17 protein-coding genes and 3 pseudogenes are annotated in these 19,836 nt (G+C 42.7%); 11 read left to right on the plus strand and 9 right to left on the minus strand.

All coding sequences use genetic code 11. The features are described from left to right. The first annotated feature begins 329 nt into the window (after positions 1 to 329). The 10 genes and pseudogenes from MSBRM_RS02355 to MSBRM_RS02395 all read left to right on the plus strand — a co-directional run bounded on the left by MSBRM_RS02355 (position 330) and on the right by MSBRM_RS02395 (position 8,390). On the plus strand, positions 330 to 989 hold the full coding sequence (locus tag MSBRM_RS02355; RefSeq protein WP_230628813.1) for an HVO_0476 family zinc finger protein: 660 nt from the start codon (positions 330 to 332) through the stop codon (positions 987 to 989). Positions 990 to 1,029: 40 nt separating this feature from the next. Next, a pseudogene (locus tag MSBRM_RS02360) lies at positions 1,030 to 1,674 on the plus strand (protein-L-isoaspartate O-methyltransferase). 169 nt (positions 1,675 to 1,843) lie between these two features. Then, positions 1,844 to 2,308 (plus strand): bifunctional nuclease family protein, encoded by a 465-nt coding sequence (locus MSBRM_RS02365; protein ID WP_048120133.1) that lies wholly within the window; start codon positions 1,844 to 1,846, stop codon positions 2,306 to 2,308. A gap of 397 nt (positions 2,309 to 2,705) precedes the next feature. Continuing rightward, entirely contained in the window at positions 2,706 to 3,527 is an 822-nt protein-coding gene (gene hisF, locus MSBRM_RS02370) for an imidazole glycerol phosphate synthase subunit HisF (RefSeq protein WP_048120131.1), read from the plus strand. A 148-nt stretch (positions 3,528 to 3,675) separates the two neighbouring features. After that, positions 3,676 to 3,813, plus strand: coding sequence for a hypothetical protein (locus tag MSBRM_RS21000; protein WP_230628811.1), 138 nt, complete (start codon positions 3,676 to 3,678; stop codon positions 3,811 to 3,813). A 63-nt stretch (positions 3,814 to 3,876) separates the two neighbouring features. Beyond that, on the plus strand, positions 3,877 to 4,128 hold the full coding sequence (locus MSBRM_RS21980) for a pentapeptide repeat-containing protein (protein WP_369815389.1): 252 nt from the start codon (positions 3,877 to 3,879) through the stop codon (positions 4,126 to 4,128). Between the two features lie 75 nt (positions 4,129 to 4,203). Beyond that, positions 4,204 to 4,605, plus strand: a complete 402-nt coding sequence (locus tag MSBRM_RS02380) for a hypothetical protein (RefSeq protein WP_048120127.1) — start codon at positions 4,204 to 4,206, stop codon at positions 4,603 to 4,605. Between the two features lie 241 nt (positions 4,606 to 4,846). Further along, positions 4,847 to 7,453 carry a DUF3656 domain-containing U32 family peptidase gene (locus tag MSBRM_RS02385; RefSeq protein WP_048120125.1) on the plus strand — a complete coding sequence of 869 codons (2,607 nt, stop codon included), beginning with the start codon at positions 4,847 to 4,849 and terminating at the stop codon, positions 7,451 to 7,453. A gap of 75 nt (positions 7,454 to 7,528) precedes the next feature. After that, on the plus strand, positions 7,529 to 7,987 hold the full coding sequence (locus tag MSBRM_RS02390) for a nucleoside 2-deoxyribosyltransferase (protein WP_048120123.1): 459 nt from the start codon (positions 7,529 to 7,531) through the stop codon (positions 7,985 to 7,987). A gap of 145 nt (positions 7,988 to 8,132) precedes the next feature. After that, positions 8,133 to 8,390 (plus strand): pro-sigmaK processing inhibitor BofA family protein, encoded by a 258-nt coding sequence (locus MSBRM_RS02395; RefSeq protein WP_048120121.1) that lies wholly within the window; start codon positions 8,133 to 8,135, stop codon positions 8,388 to 8,390. 75 nt (positions 8,391 to 8,465) lie between these two features. On the opposite strand, the gene MSBRM_RS02400 is transcribed toward MSBRM_RS02395, so the two are convergent. The 9 genes and pseudogenes from MSBRM_RS02400 to mtbC all read right to left on the minus strand — a co-directional run bounded on the left by MSBRM_RS02400 (position 8,466) and on the right by mtbC (position 18,287). Further along, on the minus strand, positions 8,466 to 9,146 hold the full coding sequence (locus MSBRM_RS02400; protein ID WP_048154408.1) for a class I SAM-dependent methyltransferase: 681 nt from the start codon (positions 9,144 to 9,146) through the stop codon (positions 8,466 to 8,468). Between the two features lie 205 nt (positions 9,147 to 9,351). Continuing rightward, entirely contained in the window at positions 9,352 to 10,965 is a 1,614-nt protein-coding gene (lysS, locus tag MSBRM_RS02405) for a lysine--tRNA ligase (protein WP_048120115.1), read from the minus strand. Positions 10,966 to 12,147: 1,182 nt separating this feature from the next. Continuing rightward, positions 12,148 to 13,551 (minus strand): annotated as a pseudogene (gene mtbB / locus MSBRM_RS02415) ([dimethylamine--corrinoid protein] Co-methyltransferase). 56 nt (positions 13,552 to 13,607) lie between these two features. Beyond that, positions 13,608 to 13,757, minus strand: coding sequence for a hypothetical protein (locus MSBRM_RS20740; protein WP_176722154.1), 150 nt, complete (start codon positions 13,755 to 13,757; stop codon positions 13,608 to 13,610). A gap of 19 nt (positions 13,758 to 13,776) precedes the next feature. Then, the gene (locus MSBRM_RS02420) at positions 13,777 to 14,073 is read right to left on the minus strand and encodes a hypothetical protein (RefSeq protein ID WP_048120107.1); all 297 of its coding nucleotides are present in this window, start codon (positions 14,071 to 14,073) and stop codon (positions 13,777 to 13,779) included. 1 nt (position 14,074) lies between these two features. After that, entirely contained in the window at positions 14,075 to 15,136 is a 1,062-nt protein-coding gene (locus tag MSBRM_RS02425) for a DMT family transporter (protein ID WP_176722153.1), read from the minus strand. A gap of 311 nt (positions 15,137 to 15,447) precedes the next feature. After that, on the minus strand, positions 15,448 to 16,101 hold the full coding sequence (locus MSBRM_RS02430) for a methyltransferase cognate corrinoid protein (RefSeq protein WP_048120103.1): 654 nt from the start codon (positions 16,099 to 16,101) through the stop codon (positions 15,448 to 15,450). A gap of 30 nt (positions 16,102 to 16,131) precedes the next feature. After that, a pseudogene (gene mttB, locus MSBRM_RS02440) lies at positions 16,132 to 17,619 on the minus strand ([trimethylamine--corrinoid protein] Co-methyltransferase). 26 nt (positions 17,620 to 17,645) lie between these two features. Beyond that, positions 17,646 to 18,287 carry a dimethylamine corrinoid protein MtbC gene (mtbC, locus tag MSBRM_RS02445; protein ID WP_048120097.1) on the minus strand — a complete coding sequence of 214 codons (642 nt, stop codon included), beginning with the start codon at positions 18,285 to 18,287 and terminating at the stop codon, positions 17,646 to 17,648. 492 nt (positions 18,288 to 18,779) lie between these two features. Here mtbC and MSBRM_RS02450 point away from each other — a divergent pair, with 492 nt between their 5' ends. Then, positions 18,780 to 19,772: an IS701 family transposase gene (locus MSBRM_RS02450; RefSeq protein ID WP_048155834.1), complete on the plus strand. Its 993-nt coding sequence runs from the start codon at positions 18,780 to 18,782 to the stop codon at positions 19,770 to 19,772. Positions 19,773 to 19,836: the final 64 nt, after the last annotated feature.

Here is a 19,836-nt window from a genome sequence, read left to right on the forward strand (position 1 = left end):
ACTTGTTATTATTCTCTGGTCTACAATTTCATCCTCAAATTATATAAAACAATAAAATTTTAATTTCATTGAAATAAATCCTTTTTAATGGGAAAAAACAAAATAATTAGTAAGTCAATAGTAAAAACGATATCTGAAGGCAATATATTAGTTCCTGTTACTAGAAAAGATAGAAATCTGGATGGATCATTGATTCTAACAAAATGAAAAGAATTTAATAAATTCGGATGAAGTTCTATCGTTCTTTTAAAATTCAAAAAGAACCCGAAAATATTTAAAAGATTGATCTTCAGGAAAAACGTCGCCGGAGAAGTTAAGTATTTAGTATCTTGAATCCATCTATTGATCATACCATGACAAGAGAAATTGAAGTTGAGTGCCCATCATGCTCCCCTGAAGAAGAGGTAGGGCACGAGGTTCTGAAAGAGGGGCAGAGTCCGCTTGTTCGCTGTCTGGAATGCGGGCAGGTGCATGCAGTGAAACTTAAAACCCCTAAATCCGTTAGTTTGAAAGTGATAGTCAGTAAGATGGACATTTCAGACACTTACAAAACTGAACTGGATTCCGAGACTGTCCTTCAGGTAGACGATGAGCTGGTTGTAGATGATGAGGAAACAGGAGTAGTGGTGCCTATTCTGATTACTGCTCTTGATGCAGGAGGAAAACGAGTCCTGATTGCCCGGGCAGAAGATACCGAGACAATCTGGGGCAGAGCCATTGATGAAGTGACCGTAAAATTTTCCGCACAGTCCGGGACTGAAAAAACAGAAGTTCTTGAAAAACGTGTGCCTGGCGATTATGAATTTGTTATAGGAGCCGAAGAAAGAGTGGGGAATAAACGCCTTTTCATCAATAAAATCAAGGTAAGAGACGGTGCATTCCGGTCCAGAAAAGGCGATGTTGTGCTTGCAAAATACGTAAAACGGATTTTTGCGAGAAAGAAATGGGAAGGTTCGGGTCAGCGTGAATTCCGAAGAGGGCCGTGGTAAAGAAAAAAGAGAGAAAGAAGAGGAAGAAAAACTCGAAGCAATGCGCAGGCGCCTTGTAGATAATCTTGAGGCTTACCTGCTGCTGAAAGATAACGTCCGCGAGGCTATGCTCCGTGTTCCAAGGCATAAGTTTGTTCCGGAATATGAGCAAAAAGCAGCTTATATCGACAGACCCCTTGAAATCGGACACGGGCAGACAATCTCTGCCCCGCATATGGTTGCGATGATGTGTGAACTCCTTGACCTCTCGGAAGGGCATAAAGTCCTGGAAATAGGAGCTGGGTCAGGGTATAATGCTGCAGTGATGGGAGAGCTTGTCGGAAAAAATGGGCATGTGTACACGGTTGAACGTATAAAAGCCCTTGCAAATTTTGCAAGGGATAACCTGAAAAAAACAGGATATAGCAATGTCACAGTGCTACTTGAAGACGGTTCAATGGGTTGTTCTTAGTATGCCCCTTATGACAGGATAGCTGTAACATGCGCAGCTCCTTATATCCCTGAGCCTTTGCTGGAACAGTTGAAGCCTGGAGGCATAATGCTTATTCCTGTGGGAGATTATTTTCAAGAGCTTTATAAAATTAAAAAAGACGGCAAGGGGCATATACATAAAAAGAAAACAGGCGAGGTCGTTTTTGTACCCCTGATTGGTAAACATGGCTTCCGAAAAAGACTGGAATGCTAAAGGTTCTTGTAGGAATAAGGTCTAACCTGAATTCCTGATTGCTGCCTTGAGACCAAAACCGACCTGAAAGTTCTGATAAAAGAAGCTGAATTTGATCTTTAAGTAGTATTTTTAATATATTTATAAAAATTAAATTAGGTATTAATAAGTTTAAAATCATGTATTAAATATGGACATCGGCGCTTATGAGGATTTTGAGGAAATTCGAGTCAGGGATGTTTATATAGTCGATGTTTTTACAGACCCGACTCCTGTAGTGCTTCTTGAAGATCTGCAGGGAAATATGCTACCTATATACATAGGGCATCTCGAAGCTCTCTCAATAGGAAATGTAATTAAAAATATTTCTCCGCCCAGGCCTCTGGCTCATGACCTTATGCTCACTATTTTTGACAGGCTCGGCATAAAAATAGAGGGAGTCTTGATTGATGAAAAGGTGGATAAAATCTATTATGCCCGGCTCCTGATAAAAAAGGACAACACTGTCATGCAGTTTGACGCAAGACCAAGCGACTGCATTGCCCTTGCCCTGCGTGTTGGAGCTCCGATAAGAGTCAGAAAAAAAGTGCTAGAAAGTTCTGAAGTTGAGATGTCAAGGCTTGAAGGCGCCCAGGTGATAAATATCTTCGGTTAGATTCTACTGGAGCATGCAGATTTCGTGTTCAGATTTATTTCCTGAGCTGGCGACTTTCGTTTACTTTCACTCATTTTTGTTTACTTTCACTCACTTTTGTTTACTTTCACTTACCTTCGTTTACTTTCACTTACCTTCGTTTACTTTCACTCACTTTTGTTTACTTTCACTTACCTTCACTTATCTTCTCTTAATTCCGTTTTTTAAGTCTGCAAAAATTGATCCGTGATCTTCAATCAGATACAGCAGGACTGCTGTTGATAGAGACTAATATATAAGACTCATTGATCTAATACTGCCATTGATCTTACTGCCGTTAATCCAGGACTGGTATTATGACTGGCATTGACTTAATTTCAACAAGCTTTTAATAAAAGTTAAATTTATTATCCCATAGATGCTCACCAAAAGAATAATACCATGCCTTGATGTGACCCTTGACAGAGCAGGTGGCTGTGTTGTTAAGGGTGTTGAGTTTGTGGACCTGAAAGAAGCCGGAGACCCTGTGGAACTCGCCAAGCGCTACAATGAAGAGGGTGCAGACGAACTTGTTTTTCTGGACATTACAGCTTCGGCTCAAGGCAGGAAAACTATGATCGATGTGATCGAAAGGACTGCAGATGAGGTTTTCATTCCTCTTACGATTGGAGGAGGAATAAATTCCATTGATGCAATTCGCCAGATTCTTAGGGCTGGGGCAGATAAAGTCTCAGTAAACACTTCTGCAGTCAAGAATCCTGACTTCATCAAAGAGTCCTCAGATATATTTGGTGCCCAGTGTATCGTCACTGCGATTGACTGCAAGCGAAACACTGACATAAAGAATAATCCCGACAAAACTATTCTGGAGCTCGAAGACGGAACACCTGCCTGGTATGAGGTTGTAATTTACGGAGGCAGAGAAGCTACAGGAATCGATGCCGTGCAGTGGGCAAGAAGGGCAGAAGAATTGGGTTCCGGAGAAATCCTGCTCACAAGCATGGACCGGGACGGCACTTGTGCCGGTTATGACCTGCCTATTACGAAAAAGCTCTCAGAAGAACTCGACATCCCAATTATAGCCTCAGGAGGTGTCGGAAATCCTCAGCACATCTATGAAGGATTCTCAATTGGAAAAGCCGATGCCGCACTTGCAGCAAGTATCTTCCACTTCAGGGAGTACTCAATCAAAGAAGTCAAAGAATATCTGAGGGAAAGGGAAATTCCTGTAAGGCTCTGAAAGAAAAAGCAGAAAAAGATGGGAGTGGGGAAGACAAATTGAGATCTCAGAATTTCAGAGACCCATGTCCGAGATTTATGTGCGTAATGACCGGAATCGTCTCTTTTCGTTCAAGCCTTTTTTGAAAATGGGTTGATGCCCGAACTGTATGCGCATAATGACAGGGAGAGAGGATTTAAGGCTACCATGTTCTGGCTGGTTGAGAAAATTGGAGATTGCCGAAGCCATACTCAGGGAAGAGCCAGAAAATATAGAAGAAGAACTTGCGGATGCTCCACCTAGATAAGGGCACTTGCCAATTTTTACGGTGTGAACCTTCGAAGAAGCCTTCTTTAAGAAGTATCCTGGTATGTACCCCGTACCTGTAAACAGAAGCTCTGTATCTGTACGGACTTACGGTAAGCATATCTTATTTGAGAATCCTGATTTTCAAAAAGCTGATTTTCAAAAGGCTGATTTTCAAAAGGCTGATTTTCAAAAGACTGATTTTCAAAAGACTGATTTTCAAAAGACTGATTTTCAGAATTCGTCATCTGGACCTTGCGATCTCGACTTTCGTCTTTCCGGTGATTTTTTTCATATTTGCTTTCATATATTTTGAGATACTTTTTTATTTCTTAGAGACAATTTCTTATTCGGAATTCGTATCCGGATTCTCCATTATCGGGGGATATATATGTCAGAAGCCGAAACCATGGAATTTCTTGAGAGCTTGCAGTTGAAGATTCTTAATAACACTGACGAGGATCTTGTACTTCAGGCTGAGAGAATTGAGAAAGGGAAATTCAAAAAAGGCCAACGTGCTCCAGCTAAAATTGAATCTTATGAGGAAAAGAGCTTTGAGCTCATTGCATGTGAAGGGAGCTGTGAAGGTGGAGCGGACATTGAAGGCTGGGTTAAGTATGGGTTGGGGTGTATGGAAGGATACTGCAAAATACACTTCAGACACGTGGGAAAAACAGATAAACTCGGCTACTCCTGTGAATGCCATATGCCTGATGGAAAGATGCTCTGCGAGGCTTCAAAAGATGAGAAAGCCGGGAGAACTGTGAACTTCATAATAGGGCCGAAAGCATAATACAGAGACATATTATCCAGCCTGTCCGGCAAAGATCTCTCAGGCTGGACTTTATTCGTTCTTATCTCTTTTTATCCTTTTTAATTGTTATTTTTTCATGAGTTATGACTATTGAATCCTTTAACTATTGAATCCTTTAACTATTGAATCCTTTAACTATTGAATCCTTTAACTACTGAGTTCTGCAGGCAAGAAAAGTATGCCAAAGTTTAATTAAGGACAGGATCTCTAATCCCATCTGATGAAGCCTGAAAAACCGGAACTGCTTGCCCCGGCAGGAGGCATGGAAGCTTTTATTGCAGCCGTAGAAAATGGGGCAGATGCCGTGTACCTCGGAGCTCGGGCTTTTAGTGCTCGGGGGTATGCGTCAAACTTTTCAGAGAAAGAGCTTGAAGAAGCCATCGATTATGCTCATCTGAGAGGCGTGAAAGTATACGTAACCGTAAATACGCTACTTAAGGAAGAAGAAGTAGAAAGCGCACTTAAGTTGCTTTCCTGGCTGAGAGAAATTGGGACTGACGCAATAATAATTCAGGATCTAGGGCTTATCTCTCTTGCAAGAAAATATCTGCCTGACCTTCCGCTGCATGCGAGCACGCAAATGACTTTACATAATAGCGAAGGGGTCGGATTTGCAAAAAAAATGGGAATCGAAAGGGTTGTGCTCTCAAGAGAATGCTCGCTTGAAGAGATAAAAAGAATTAAAGAGAGAACAGGGACTGAAATCGAGGTTTTCATACATGGGGCTCTCTGTATTTCCTATTCCGGCCAGTGCCTCCTGAGCAGTCTCATAGGGGGGAGAAGCGGAAACCGGGGTTTCTGTGCCCAGCCGTGCCGTAAAAAATACAGGTTGTACTGTGAAGGGGAGAAAATCAAAACAACCGGTAGTTACCTCTTAAGCCCAAAAGACCTGAACACAACCTCCGGCCTGGGAGCTCTTATAGAAGCCGGGATTGGATCTTTTAAAATAGAAGGCCGAATGAAAAGGCCGGAATATGTTGCGGGTGTTGTCAGGATTTACCGCCGCTTGATTGACAGGTATATTGAAAACCCTGCAGAGTATTTCGTTTCCGAAGAAGAGCAGGAAATACTCACCCAGCTCTTTAACAGAGGTTTTACTCAGGGTTACTTTTTTGAAAACCCGCGTTGGGAGCTCATGAACAGGGAAAACCCCCACAACCGTGGAGTTCCAGCAGGTACGGTTACAGGATATGATAGGCGTTTAAACCGTCTTCGGGTAAAACTTTCCCGACCTCTTCGTCTCGGAGACGGGATAATGGTTGAAAATGCAGAGACCAGCCCTGAAGATAAAGGAAAAATCATATCCTCAATGTATACCAGAAAAGGTCCAGTATATAGTGCAGGAGTAGGAGATATGGTGGAGATTCCCTTTGATTCAAGAGCACCCTCAGGAAGCACGGTATACAGGACGCATGACAAAAAGCTTATGGATTCCCTAAAAAAAGAAAGCGAGTCCGGAAACCTGAGGCCTAAAATCCCTGTATATATCACGGCAACCATTTCATGTGGAAGGCCTGTCAGGCTTGAGGTAAAAGACAGGGATTCCAATACAGTAACAATTGAGTCCGAGTATCTTGTCGAGAAAGCCGAAAAGCAGCCAACTTCAAAAGTCCGCATCGAAAAACAACTTTCAAAACTTGGAAATACGATTTTTGAGGCTGCTGAACTTCATGTCACAATGGAAGAAGATGTTTTTATTCCTGTAGGGCAGTTGAACGAGCTGAGGACTACAGCAATAGAGCAGCTTGAAAATCTGCGGATTTCCAGATGGAAGCGGAAACCTCTTGATACTCTACAGTCCTACGAATCTGGAGAAAAGGGGTCAGAAAAAAGAGAATCAATAGATAAGGGATCAGAAGAAAGAGAATCAGTAGAAAAGGCATCCCAAGAAGCCGAAAAAACTATTCAAGGGCGCCTTCCGATACATCCGACACTCTCTGTTTCCGTTTATTCTCTTGAAGGACTTGAAGGGGCACTCGCAGGCGGAGCCGATAGGATTTATTTCGGCGAAGGGCTTTTCAGAAAGCCGAAAAAAACAGAGCAAGAAGATGGCTCGGCAAAGGGAAAGGAATCTGACTCCGTTTTTGAGAAAGCAGTATCAGAGACTCAAAAGGCAGGCAAGGACATCTATTTCATTACTCCAAAGCTTGTTAAAGATTCCAAAATGGAGTCAGTAAAAAAAATCTTCTCTCGTGTTAGGAAATTGGGAGCAGACGGGGTCCTTGTTTCAAACCTGGGAACCCTTGGCCTCGCAAAAGCTGGGAAAATCCCTTTTATTGCGGACAGTCCTCTGAACATCTTCAACAGCCGCACCTCTGCTTTTATATTGCAGAAAGGTGCTCAGATGGCTGTAATTTCTCCGGAGCTGACCCTTGAGGAATTAAAAAGCATTGCGTCTCATGGGCCTGCAGAGTGTATTGTTTACGGCAGGCTTGAACTGATGGAGTCCGAACACTGCCTTACAGGTGGGCTGCTTGGGAACAATAAAGGGCAGTGTAGTGCCCCATGCAGGTCAGGAAAGTTTACACTGGTAGATGAGAAAAACTACGAATTTCCCCTGCTCATGGACTATGAATGCAGGATGCACCTACTTAACTCAAGATCGCTCTGTATGCTTGAATACCTCCCTGAAATCCTTGAAAGCGGAGTTTCAAGCCTCAGAGTTGAAACTCTGGGAATGGATAATCCAGACGAGATCCGAAAAGTGACCCGGGCTTACAGGAGAGCAATTGATACTTACCTTGAAACAGGGAAAAAGGGGCCGGTAAACTGCGAAAAGCTTGGAAAAGGCTTTACTACAGGACATTATTTCAGGGGTGTACAGTAAAAGTCGGAATTGCCGGAAAGGATGTACAATAAAAGTCGGAATTGCCGGAAAAATTGACTATAGGGTGGAAAAACTATGGAAAAACTGGAGAAAATGGAGATTTCGGAAAAAAGAAGCAAAAAAATCTTTTTGTCGGGCTCGATCCGTGGAGGGAGGCAACTGCTTGAGACGTACAGGTTTATGTTTGATACCCTCGAAGAGGCTGGAGCTGAAGTTTTGAGCTGGCACGTTGCAGACCCTGAGCTGGAAAAAACCGAAATGAAAATGACAGAAGAAGAAATCTATGCCAGAGATATGGGGTTGCTCGTAAAAAGCGATGCCCTGATTGCAGAAGTAACAGTGCCTTCTACGGGTGTGGGTTACGAAATCTGCAGGGCGCTTGTACAGGGAATTCCCGTACTCTGTCTTTACAGCCCTGGTGCCGCAGTTTCGGCAATGGTACTGGGAAATCCCAACCATTTACTTGAGGCAAGAGCTTATCTGGACAAAACCTCTCTCAAAAAAATTATTACTGAGTTTATCCAGGCTTCCTGAGGAAAAAAAGTCTGTGGTGATCCTTATTTTTGGAATAAACGTTATTAGGCGTCCTACCAAGCCAGAATTGTAATCTTTATGGCTCATAACTGTATTATAAAACTCAGTGATGATTATAAATAAGTTGAATCCCTAAGTATGATTTATGGTAGTTGGAATTATAGAAGTTTTAGTACTGATTCTGGCAATCTTAGCGGCCTATATCTTGTATAAAGTCCTGCAGACCGCAACCAGTCTTGCAATAAATGCAGTACTTGGAATCTTAGTCCTTATGGCGGCAAAACTTTTGCTTGGACTTGAAATCGCAATTACCTGGGTAGCAGTTCTTATCTGCGCAATCGGGGGTATTTTCGGAGCGCTTGTTATAATTGTGCTGAGTTATTTGAAAATAGCTTTCGTATAAACCGCTAGACAAAAAACTGTACGGAAGACTGAAAGCTACATGGAGAATTTTTGATAAAATTTAAAGGGAAGGCATTCAAGTTTTCCTAAAGATTCCTTTTATCAGATGCCTTCTATAAACTTTCCCTTTGAAATTTTTTTCTTTTATTACATCTTCCAGCTCCATAATTTCAAATCCCTTGAAAAGTGTTCTGACTTCTTCTTTAGTAAAGTAGTGGTAGATTATCCCGTTTTGTCGGGAAAAAGTCCTTTCTTCACAATGGATTGAAGGTTCTCCTCCACAACGCATATCTTTATAGCCGAATGCCTCGAAGAAGAAAAAACCGCCTTTTCGGAGTATAGAACTGAACTCTTCAACAGCGGATTCCCTTTCTTTTTTAAAGAGATGCTGAAGTACTCCGTAACAGAGAATTCCATCAAAAGTATGGGTTTTGAAGGGCAGGTCCAAGATACTTGCACCAAGGTGTTCAGCAAACCTGCCGCTCCTTGAAAGCCGAGCTCTGGAACCATTAAGAGCCGTTATAGAAATATCAATTCCTACTGCGTTGTAATGCCTTGCAAGTTCCCCAAGATATCTCCCATTTCCTGAACCTGCATCAAGAACCGTGGATCCGAGCAGAAGATAAGCCTGGATATCCCGGATAGGGGCAGGACCGCCCCATTTCAAGTGGGTATATTCTTTGTCCCAGGCCAGAAAATGATTTTTCGTGGAGCTTGCCTGTGAATCTTCTAAGTTAAATGTATCCAATTTATTCATTTTTGCGATTTATCCATTTTTGCGATTTATCCATTTTTGCGATTTATCCATTTTTGCAATTCATCTATTTTTGCGATTTATCCATTTTTGCAATTCATCTATTTTTGCAATGCATCCATTTTTGCAATGCATCCATTTTTGCAATGCATCCATTTTTGCAATGCATCCATTTTTGCAATTCATCCATTTTTGCAATTTATCGTGTTTATACGTTTATTTCAGGACTGTAATTTGAAGCTTCTTCAAACCTTTCTACCAGAAATTCCTTCTCAAACGAAGATAAGAACCAACCGGCTTTGGGGCCTGAACTCTGCCCAAGTAATGAAATATAGATAGCCTTGAAAAGCTCCCTGGGATCAACCTGAGGAGCATGAGCATTCAGCTTTTCTGCAATCCGTCTGTTCAATTCGGAACCTTCGTCCTTTGCAGAATAGACCAACATATGGTATTCTTCTCCACTAATTTCGTCTCTGGATTCAATAAGGGCTGCAAAGGCTGAAAGAAAAGCTCTCTGAAGCTCGGACAGTGTTGCTGCCTGTACAGGTACTTTTTCTTTCACTTTAAACTTGGCAAAGGGTGGAGCATAGAGTTTTAGCCATTTCGATACGTTATCTGCCAGTTCTTTTATACACTTTTTATCTTCAGTTGAAAAACCTGAACGTTTTACGATTTTCAGTACCTGGTCAAAATCTCCCCTTGCTACCTGATATATAGTCACCATCTGCTTGAAGGGAATTTCAGACTGGCAGACCCCGGTTGCCCTGGAAAGTTCATACACTCTTCCCTGAAAAGTTCCAAGTGAAGGATCATTTTCCCTGAACTGCGTCCTGAGTCGTTCGTATTCGTCCACAAGGGAGAGGAGAGGCTGTCCAGGATCAAACTGAATGTGTTTTTCAGGTTTTGTGCGAATGATCAGGTAGCGAAGAACTTCAGGTGGTACGATTTTCAGCATGTCCGAAATCGAGACAACGACCCCTGTAGAAGAAGACATCGCCCCCTGTTTACCAAGCATTATCCACTCATAGACAATTGGGTACGGAGGTTCGTGCCCGAAAATTTCTTTTACTATTCTCTTTCCGGTATCATAAGAACCGCCTCTCGAAGCATGGTCTTTTCCGAAAGGCTCGACAGTAACTCCTAAAACTGACCAGCGGGCAGGCCAGTCTACGCGCCAAGTAAGTTTTCCTCCCCCCGCCATGGGTACGGTTCCGGAGTGCTCGCATGCACAGACATAGTCCACGGTTTCAGCTTCCAGATCAAAACCCGTTACCTTCGTTGTTGTGATCCTTCCGCATTGATCGCATCTGGGATTAAAAGGGCTCCAATCCGAAGCTACGGTTTTCCCCGATACCTCTTCCAGGATTTTTGCAATGGCATCTCTTTTAACAAGGGCAGTTTTTATTGCTTCGGTGTATTTACCTGTCTTATACATCTCGTCTGCCCTGTAAACCTTAGGATTAATGCCCAGTCGCCTGAGGGCTTCCAGGAAAGGTTTCAAGAAATGCTCGGCATAGTTTGCGCAGTTTCCACAGGGGCAGGGAATTTCGGAGATGGGCTTCCCCACATGTTCTACGTAACTCTCGGGAAGGAATGGGTAAACCTTGCGTAGGGGATCATAATTGTCAGCAATATAGATAAAGTCCGCATTCGCTCCCTTATCAACCAGAGCCCGGTAAACAGCATCGGCAGTCACGACTTCTCTCATGTTGCCTATATGGATGTTCCCCGACGGAGTAATGCCTGTGGCAACAAGATGTTTGCCATTCTTTTTTAACACGTCTTCGGCTATGACGTCTGCCCAGTGAATTGTGTCAGCCATATTTCTCACCAGAATCAAGCCTTTTTTGAAAAGGCTTGAGCGAAAACCCCTCTAAGAAGCATGGTACAACCATTTTCAAAAAGGTTTGTCGAAAACCTCTAGAATACTATTGAATCCCTAGGTAGTTATTGCAAGCCTTTTTCAAAAAAGGTTTGAACGAAAAACTTTGAATTCCCTGCATAATTATCGTTTCAACTAATAAACCTTGGGCTAGAAGGCAAGGAACCGGAGCCTGTTTATATTTTGCGTTTTTTGGCAATAAAAGATATAAATGGAATCAAAAAGAAATCTCAGGTGCAAAAAATAAAAAAGGAGAAAAATTAATGGAGGTTCAAAGGCAAATTAATTCAGGAGTCTGCAGATTTACGGAGATTTAATATGGCACGTTAGTAAACAAATCAAGTAAACTTTATTTGCCAATAAATAAAAGCATGTAAAAATATATAAATATTTCGAAATGGGTCGAATATGGAAATAAATGGTGAGTAGAGAAAGACAAGCTATGTGAAAACAATATAAAGTTATAGGACCATAAAAAAACATTAAGAAAGAAAAGAATGGATGTGAAACTCTGGAAAATTGGATAGCTCTGGTTAACAATATTCTTGCCTGTATCATCGGTGTCAAGTTTTGCTTTAACAAAAGTAACCTCGGCTTTTGTAAGTCCATCATGAGTAAACGCAATTTCCTTTGCTTGGTCTACAGTAACGTCATCCTTTCCGGTGGCAGTTTCATTTCAATGTAAAAACTGACAAAATTCTAGAAATTGCAGGGATACTGCTTCATTGGTATTACTGGGGGACTCATCCTCTGCAGACATACAACCCCTCTGCAGACATACAACCAGCAATTCTGATTGCTAATAAACAGGTTATTAAGATTGTAAATACTAAGTTTTCTCCAGGTGCAAATACCTTGCCAGATACAGCAATAGCTACAAGGAAGAGCAGGTTACAGTTGAAGATTCGATGGATGTATCAGGATAATAAGTAAACTCTCAAAAAAATAGAAAATGACAGCAGGAAAGGTGGTCGCTATTTTATAAGGAAGAACTTTTCGGACCTGCCTGAAGAGTTTATAGTTATTTTACTGCTGTTTTTTGGCAGGTCCAAGTTTGTTCAATCTTGATCTTGTTTATCCCTGCTGTCGAGGAACATTCAGGCTTCTACCTGAATTATTTCCTTAAGCTATCTGCTTTCTGAAGAGATTGCAGGAATTAATCTTAATATCAAGCAACTTTTCGATGTTCATCTTTGCAGCAATACCTTTTGCAGCGCCTGGTACTGACGTTATAATACCAATATCGAGTTCTTCACGCAGTTCGCGCATAACGTGCTCGTCTACGAGGTCCATCTTGTCGACCCCGAGTTTCTTTGCTACGTATTCTTTTGCCTCGCCTATGCGCATATTCTTTGAGAACTCCATTCTTGCAACAAGGTCTCCTGCAGCTCTCATTCCTGTCATACCTGAAGCCATTATGTGTGCGATCGGCATACCCAGAGGGTCGCCGACCCCGATCTATATGCCGTCTACGCCTGCAATTTCTACCATTGCTTTGCTCGCCCTTGTAACTGCATCAATTGGAGGCGTTTCAAGCATCGGTATTCCGCCCACACCCATTCCCATGTCAACGTGACATGGTATTGGAGATGCTTCGACAGCTGCCTTCATGAAAGTAACTGCACGGGCAAGGTTCCAGGCTGAGGTCTTGCTGGTATTGGTGTTGCATACTGGTCCGAAAACATTTGCTCCAGCCTTTGCAACAAGAGGAGCCTGCTGGTGAGGCCAGAGACCTGCAAGGGTTACTCCGTCGTACTGAAGGTTTCCATGCATACCAAGTACGCATTCTCCAGCCATGCCTGCTTCAATGTACATATCAGGGAACTCTTTTCTGAGGGCTTCAATCGCATGGAGTGTACCATACATGTCACCGTCGCCTGCTGCACCGGTTGTGTCGAAGTTGACCCCATCGGCACCGGAGGCAAAGAGTTTCTGCATAACCCAGACAGTGTCTCTTGTCAGGTGTTCTGCAGCATGTTCCATTGATTCCCAGGCTTCCTGAATCTTGAAAGCCTTCATGAGGTCGCCAGGGTTCTCGAAAGGTCCATCAGGAGTATAATACAATCCCATGTTTGGCATTGCGCCGTAAAACAACGGAATAACCATGTTCTGCTGGCAGACTTCCATTGCCTGGCACTCGTTTGATACAACAGGTTTGACAGGCTTGAAGCTGTAATCAATGTGCCCGAGTTCCATTGTGTCAGCACCAAAAGCACGCTCGTGCGTCATGCAGCCAACTAAACGGCTGGAAGGAATACCAACACCGCTGTTGCCCTGGTCACCGTCAAGCCTGATGGTACCGATGTCGTGTGTTACAGGAATTTCCATACCCTGTTCGACACTAACAGTCTTGCCGGGCATCATGAGGATCTCTGCAAGCTTGTCCATTTCATTGGCGCTCAGGGCCGGAATTTCACCGAGATCGGCAGCATCTGCAGTCCCGGCTTCAATTTCAGACACAATTTTTTCTTTGGTAAGGTAGACACGTTTACCGTCTCCCATACGCAAAGCGTATTCAGTTGCCATTTTTAGTCTCCTTTCTTTTTATTTTAATTCAGATTTAGAAAACTGTATTCTGGGGTTCAGAATTGGGATACAAAGGTTCTGGCTTGCCAGAGAGCTATTATCGCCAGAATAAGGATCAAAACCATCCACAGAATCTTTGCTTCCGGTATGAAGGAATTTGCCCAATATGCATTGTAAGCTGCTAAAGCCGCTGCTGTTTGCGTCATATTTTTATCCTCCATTGAATCAAACATATCTGAAGCAGGCATCAGAGCCTCGAACTCTGCCGAAATCTGTTATCATATACTTGTGCAGTAGAAAGCCTTTTTTGTAGATTCCGTTTTCGTCAACTTTCTGCTCCACATCCTTCAGCATTCCTCCAGACGCCAGTTCAATGATGTCAAAGTTAATGCTGTCTCTCTGGAAATTGCTCCTCATGTCGTACTCTTCCTGGATCTTCGAAACGATTTCATAGTTCCAGTGTTCGTTTCCGTCCAGGAAAAGTTCCAGGATTCTGAACTTGATAGGACGATTTTTGCTCACTTTACTCACCTCTCAGAGTTTCAAGTTCACTTGCGTCTTCAGTAAACATAATGAAACTTCCAGCGATACAGAGAGCACCGCCTATAATAATAGTCCAATCCGGAACATCTCCAAAGAAGAGGAATAAGAAGATGATAGCACAGAGTCCATAGAGGTTTCCAATTCCCTGGCCTCTCCCAACTCCTATAAGTGGAAAAGATTTGTACCATGTAACGTAGCAGAAACCAAAGGTGATACCTGCAAAGACCAAGATCAGTATGGTCAAAGGATCAAATGCCTGCAGTGCAAACGAGTACATCGGAAAGCCCACAAGTGCAAGAACTGGCACAATGATGATCCACCAAATTATGTTCTCACCAAGGAAGCGAAGAGTCAACCCGGCATCCGGTTCTGCAATATCAAGACCTTTGCCTGCAATTGCACCTTCAATGCCCCAGCCGGCAGCCGCCATCAAACCTCCGAGATATCCTATCCAGGGGACGTTACCTGAAGAAAGTTCAGTAAAAAGTCCACCACCGTAAATAGAAATACCTCCCAGAACGATGACTGCAATACCGATTGCCGCCCTCTTGGAAATCTTTTCTCCATACCAGTAGTAAGCAAGAATTGAACCCACTACAGGGTAAAGAAGGCCTGCAACAGCTGCAAATGATCCCCCGATAAAGCCCATAGCAATGAAAGAACCTAGAATTGCCATAGGACCACCGAAGATAGAAGCAAGGAAGAACCACTTGGAGCAGGGATGGAATTCCTTAAGAGTCCTTACGAGTTCTCCGTATTTTCCAAGTACTCCGTTCCAGACCATAAGTGCCAGCATGACAGCCAATGCATTAAAGGCAGTAATCAGTACGGCAGTCACAACAAGAGATATGCCGTCTCCACTTGTTTTAGCGATAGCACTACTCATTTCATCAAAAGGGTTAAGAACCCAAACAACGGTTCCTGGCAAATACCAGATTCCCCAGAATATAGCACAGAAAAAGGCCCACATGTACCCTTTACTGATTTTTCTTTTACTTTCCTGTTTTTTTAAAGCTTTCAAATCCACGAAAACTCCCTCCATTTTTCAGAACGCTGTGGAGTTCCCTCAGGACATAATCTCCAGTCCATCTCCACAACCTGAAAGTGCAGCCCAAAAGCTCCTTTTGCGGGTCTCATATCTCAGGAATATTTTTCAACTTAGGTTCAAACTTCTATTCAACTGTTGTTTTTTAGCAGTTTTTGTAATATTCCCTTGGGCAATACGATTTGCAAGAACTGTTCTATCTATATACTGAGCTACAGTCTCACAAAAATGCACAGAATAGAGTGTTGCAGAAAATGTATGCTTGAATACATTTTCTGCAGTTAAAACCGTTTTTTAAGGCTGCTTTATCAGACATTCAGGGCTGCTTTTACCTTGGCGACTGCGTCATTAGCGCTTTCACCATAGATATCTGCGCCGATCTTGTCTGCCCAGTCCTGGGTAACAGGAGCGCCACCGACCATGGTCTTTACCTGGTCGCGAACACCTGCTTCTTTCAGCTGTTCCTCAATCTGGATCTGGTTGACCATCGTGGTTGTCATAAGTGCGGAGGATGCAACAACCTGGGGTTTGAGTTCTTTTACTTTTTCTACAAAAGTGTTAATTGGGACATCTCTTCCGAGGTCCACTACTTTGAAACCTGCAATGTTAAGCATGGAAGCTACAATATCCTTTCCGATGGAGTGGATGTCGCCTTCGATGGTTCCGATAGCAACGGTTCCGAGGCTTTTGGTTTGAGACTTGCGCTTTTCCATTTCAGGGGTGATAACTTTTATACCGGAATTCATTGCCTCAGCAGCTGCAAGTACATGTGGCAGGAAAAGTTCGCCCTGGCCGAATTTTTCTCCTACTTCTTCCATGCCTGCGGTAAAGCCTTTCTCAATAAGCTCTACGGGGTCAATTCCTGCAGCAAGGGCTTCATTTGCTACTTCTTCTGCAAGTTCATCGTCAAAATCGGTGATTGCTTCTTTTGCTTTTGCAATGATTTCTTCTTTGTTTGCCATTTTTAGATCTCCTGAATATCTGAATATTAATTACATGCCTCTGAAGGCTTTGTCAGCCTTGTCCACAATTGCTTGCATGTCCTTGAAAATGTCTGCATCGATTGGGGTTACCTGGTGGTTTTTAAGAACGTCCTCTACTTTTTCGTGTGCAACTGTTGCAAGGTCTTTTGAGCCTGCTGCAGCCCAGTCTCCAAACATGTGTCTGTCAAGGAGCATTGGGTTGGACGGGTAATCCACAAGCTGCCTGGTCTGTTTAAGGGCCAGGAAATTGTTTCCGATGCCTACTTTCTGGATAGATTCGACTGCAAGAGTTTCTTCCGAGACAGGAATTCCCTGCATGGCTTTCTTAACCATACTGAAGATATCATTGTCAATAACAAGCTGTTCCATTGAGAATGTCATTCCGAGCTCAAGCATTCCAGCTCCGTAGATGGTGTTGGCACCGGCAAGAGCAGGCAGAAGAGTGGTCATAGTTTTTTCGTGGCCTGCCTGGTCGTCCGGAACCTTGGCATCAGACTAGGAACCTGCCACATAGGAGGGAAGGCCGTAGAACTGGGCAAGCTTTGCAACTGCAGCACTGATAAGACCGAGTTCAGGAGATCCAACAGGTGCTGTACCTTTCTTGAGGTCGAAGGTAGTTGTGGAACTTCCATACCAGACTTTAGCTCCAGGTACTGTCAGCTGGGCAAGTACTATTCCTGAAAGAACTTCGGCATTGTGGGTTACAAGAGTGCCTGCAAGATATACAGGAGAAGAACCACCTGACATTGCCATACTCAGGACATTTACAGGAATTCCAAAGCGGGCACCCTTGATGATGACCTGACAGGCATTTACACTGAGCTCAAGTGGGCTGGTAGGGCAGAGCAGCATGGAGAAAATAGGTTTCTTTCTTGCTTCTTCCTCGTCCCCACCGTAATAGGCCTTTACAATGTCCCGATAGTACTCAACGTTTTCGCCAACAGGGTCAATGTGGTGGAAGTGTTTTGCGGTGTTTGCAAGAGGGGTAAGTGTTTCGTGGACATCCTGTGCACCCTGACCTGCAATGTCCCTTGCAGAGACTGGCAGTGAGAAATAGTCAATGTTTTCTGCCCAGTCACAGAGTTTTGCGATGTCTGCAATATCTTTTTCGACGGAGTCGACTGTCACATACTTGCCATCCTGGTATTTGCAGACCTTAACACCGGTACCGAAACAGGTCCAGTGTACTTTACCACCACATTCCTGTACAGTGTTGAATTTTTTATCACGGCCCCAGAGTACAAATCTGGAGGGAGCGAGCTGAAGAGCTTTTCTTACAAGATATTCAGGGATCTTTACAACGTTTGTCTTTTCATTAACTTCGCAGCCATTTTCCTTGAAGATCTGCCTTGCCTCTGGGTCAGAAACCTGAATTCCTGGGTCCATCAGAACTTCCATGGTTGCATAGTGAATTGCCTTAAGTTCGTCAGTGGTAAAAAGGTTTAATTCTACGCCATTAAGTGCATTAAATCCAGCAACTGCATTATTTTTTGCCATTTTTATAACCTCCGAATAAGAATGATTTAAGCCAGCAGCTCTTTTGCTTTTGCAACAGCTTCGGTTGCATTCTCAGCATAGCAGTCTGCACCGATTTTGTCAGCCCAGGCCTGGGTTGCAGGTGCACCGCCTACCATGACTTTTACTTTATCTCTGAGTCCTTCTTCTTTGAGGAGCTCAATTACACTTTTCTGTCCCTGGAGAGTTGTGGTCATAAGAGCGGAAATTCCAATCATATCAGCATTGACTTCCTTTGCCTTCTCAATAAAATTCCTGATTGGAACATCACGGCCAATGTCATGTACTTCAAAGCCGGCAGATTGAAGCATTGTGGATACGATTGCCTTTCCAATATCATGAACATCACCTTCTACGGTACCGTTCACAATAACACCGAGCTTTGAGCCGGAAGCCCCTTCAGGCATAAGATCCTTAAGAGCTGCAACTCCTGCAGTCATCGCATCGGCAGCCATCATCACATGTGGCAGAAACAATTTTCCTCTCTCGAAACGGACACCAACCTCATTCATGCCTGCTGCAAGTCCTTTTTCTATTATTTCGGAAGGTTCCAGTTCTCCTTTAGCTTTTTCAACTACAGCGAGTACTGTATCCTTCTTGCAGGAAATTATAGCATCTGCAAGTTCCTGAAGCAATTCTTCTTTGCTAATGTTGCATCCTCCGTTTTAGTTTTTGAACTATAGAGACTTCTCTCCTGTAATTATCACGATTATTCTGTCACGATTATTCGTGAACATTCAGGCTGTAAGCTCATGCTTCTGGGTGAAGCGATGAATATACAGGAAGAAACTCACGATCACCATGGGTGGGAAGCCATGATCACCTCAAGCGAGACAATAAAATCATGAGGAATTCATGATTACGCTGATTGGGGTTCATGAGTGTTTTAGCAGAGGGAGTGTTTTTCGTGCCATTTTAATCCCGTCTGATAACTCATTTCTCAGATGTCTCTAATACTTTGTTGGTCATTCGAATATATATATTTTTCTAAAAATTCTGTAATGAATTTGGGGGTAATATTTATAGTTTTTGGTTTTTCCGGTTTTATTTGTATATAGGACTTACGCAGTTAAAATGCCGAAAACTTGATATCTTTATAAATATACTTATGGCTTAGTGTTTCTCTAAAAACGTACGGAGTTATGGACATAAATCCACCTAAGTGTACCGACATTGACTACATTAATTTTCTCATTGCGGCTTCTAACGTTTTTAGCTGTACTGAAGCTGCTAGATGTTATCCAGACATAGCTAATGCTCCTTCTCATGATGCTTTTACTCGTTGCCTTCAAAGGCAACCTCCAGACACGGAAGCACTATGGGAGGAAGTAAAAAGTTATGTCAAGCTTAAGGGAGGATACCTAATTGTTGATGATTCAACATTAGATAAACCATACGCAGAAGAAATTGCTTTTGTTCGTCGTATGTGGAGTGGAAAACATCATCGTACTGTAAAGGGAATAGGCCTGGTTACCTTAGTTTGGACTGACGGTACAACCGTTATACCTATCGATTTTCGAATTTATAACATCGATGTAGACGACAAAACAAAGAATGACCATTTCCGTGATATGCTTGACAAGGCCGAAGAACGTGGTTTTAATCCCAAATTCGTTTTATTTGATACATGGTATGCAAGTGTGAAAAACCTTAAAGCCATTAGACAGAAAGAGTGGCATTTCCTTACAAGATTGAAAAATAATCGTTTGGTAAATCCTGACAACAAGGGAAATGTGCCACTTGAAACAGTAGATATTCCTCCAAAAGGACGTGTGGTTCACCTCAAAGCATATGGATTTGTAAAGGTGTTTAGGATAGTTTCAAAAAATGGAGACACGCAACACTGGGTTACAGATGTGCAAGAGATGGATGAAGCAAAACGTGAAGATTTGGCAAAGAAGTCATGGAAAATTGAGGAATATCATAGGGGAATAAAACAGTTCTGTGGTGTCGAAAAATGTCAGGCAAGAAAGGAAGAATCACAAAGAGCACATATAATGTTCTCATTAAGAGCTTTTCTTAGACTGGAATTACAAAGAATCAAAAGTGGAATATCCTGGTTTGAAAGTGCTATGAAAATTAGAAGAGTGGCAGTGACAGAATACTTAAGGAATCCCCAATACACGTTAAATTAATTCAAATATTTGAAAGTTTGGAAAAAACAATATGCTAGGAGCCAACTGCGTAACTCCTAGTATA

This window comes from Methanosarcina barkeri MS, assembly GCF_000970025.1.
GTDB lineage: Archaea > Halobacteriota > Methanosarcinia > Methanosarcinales > Methanosarcinaceae > Methanosarcina > Methanosarcina barkeri.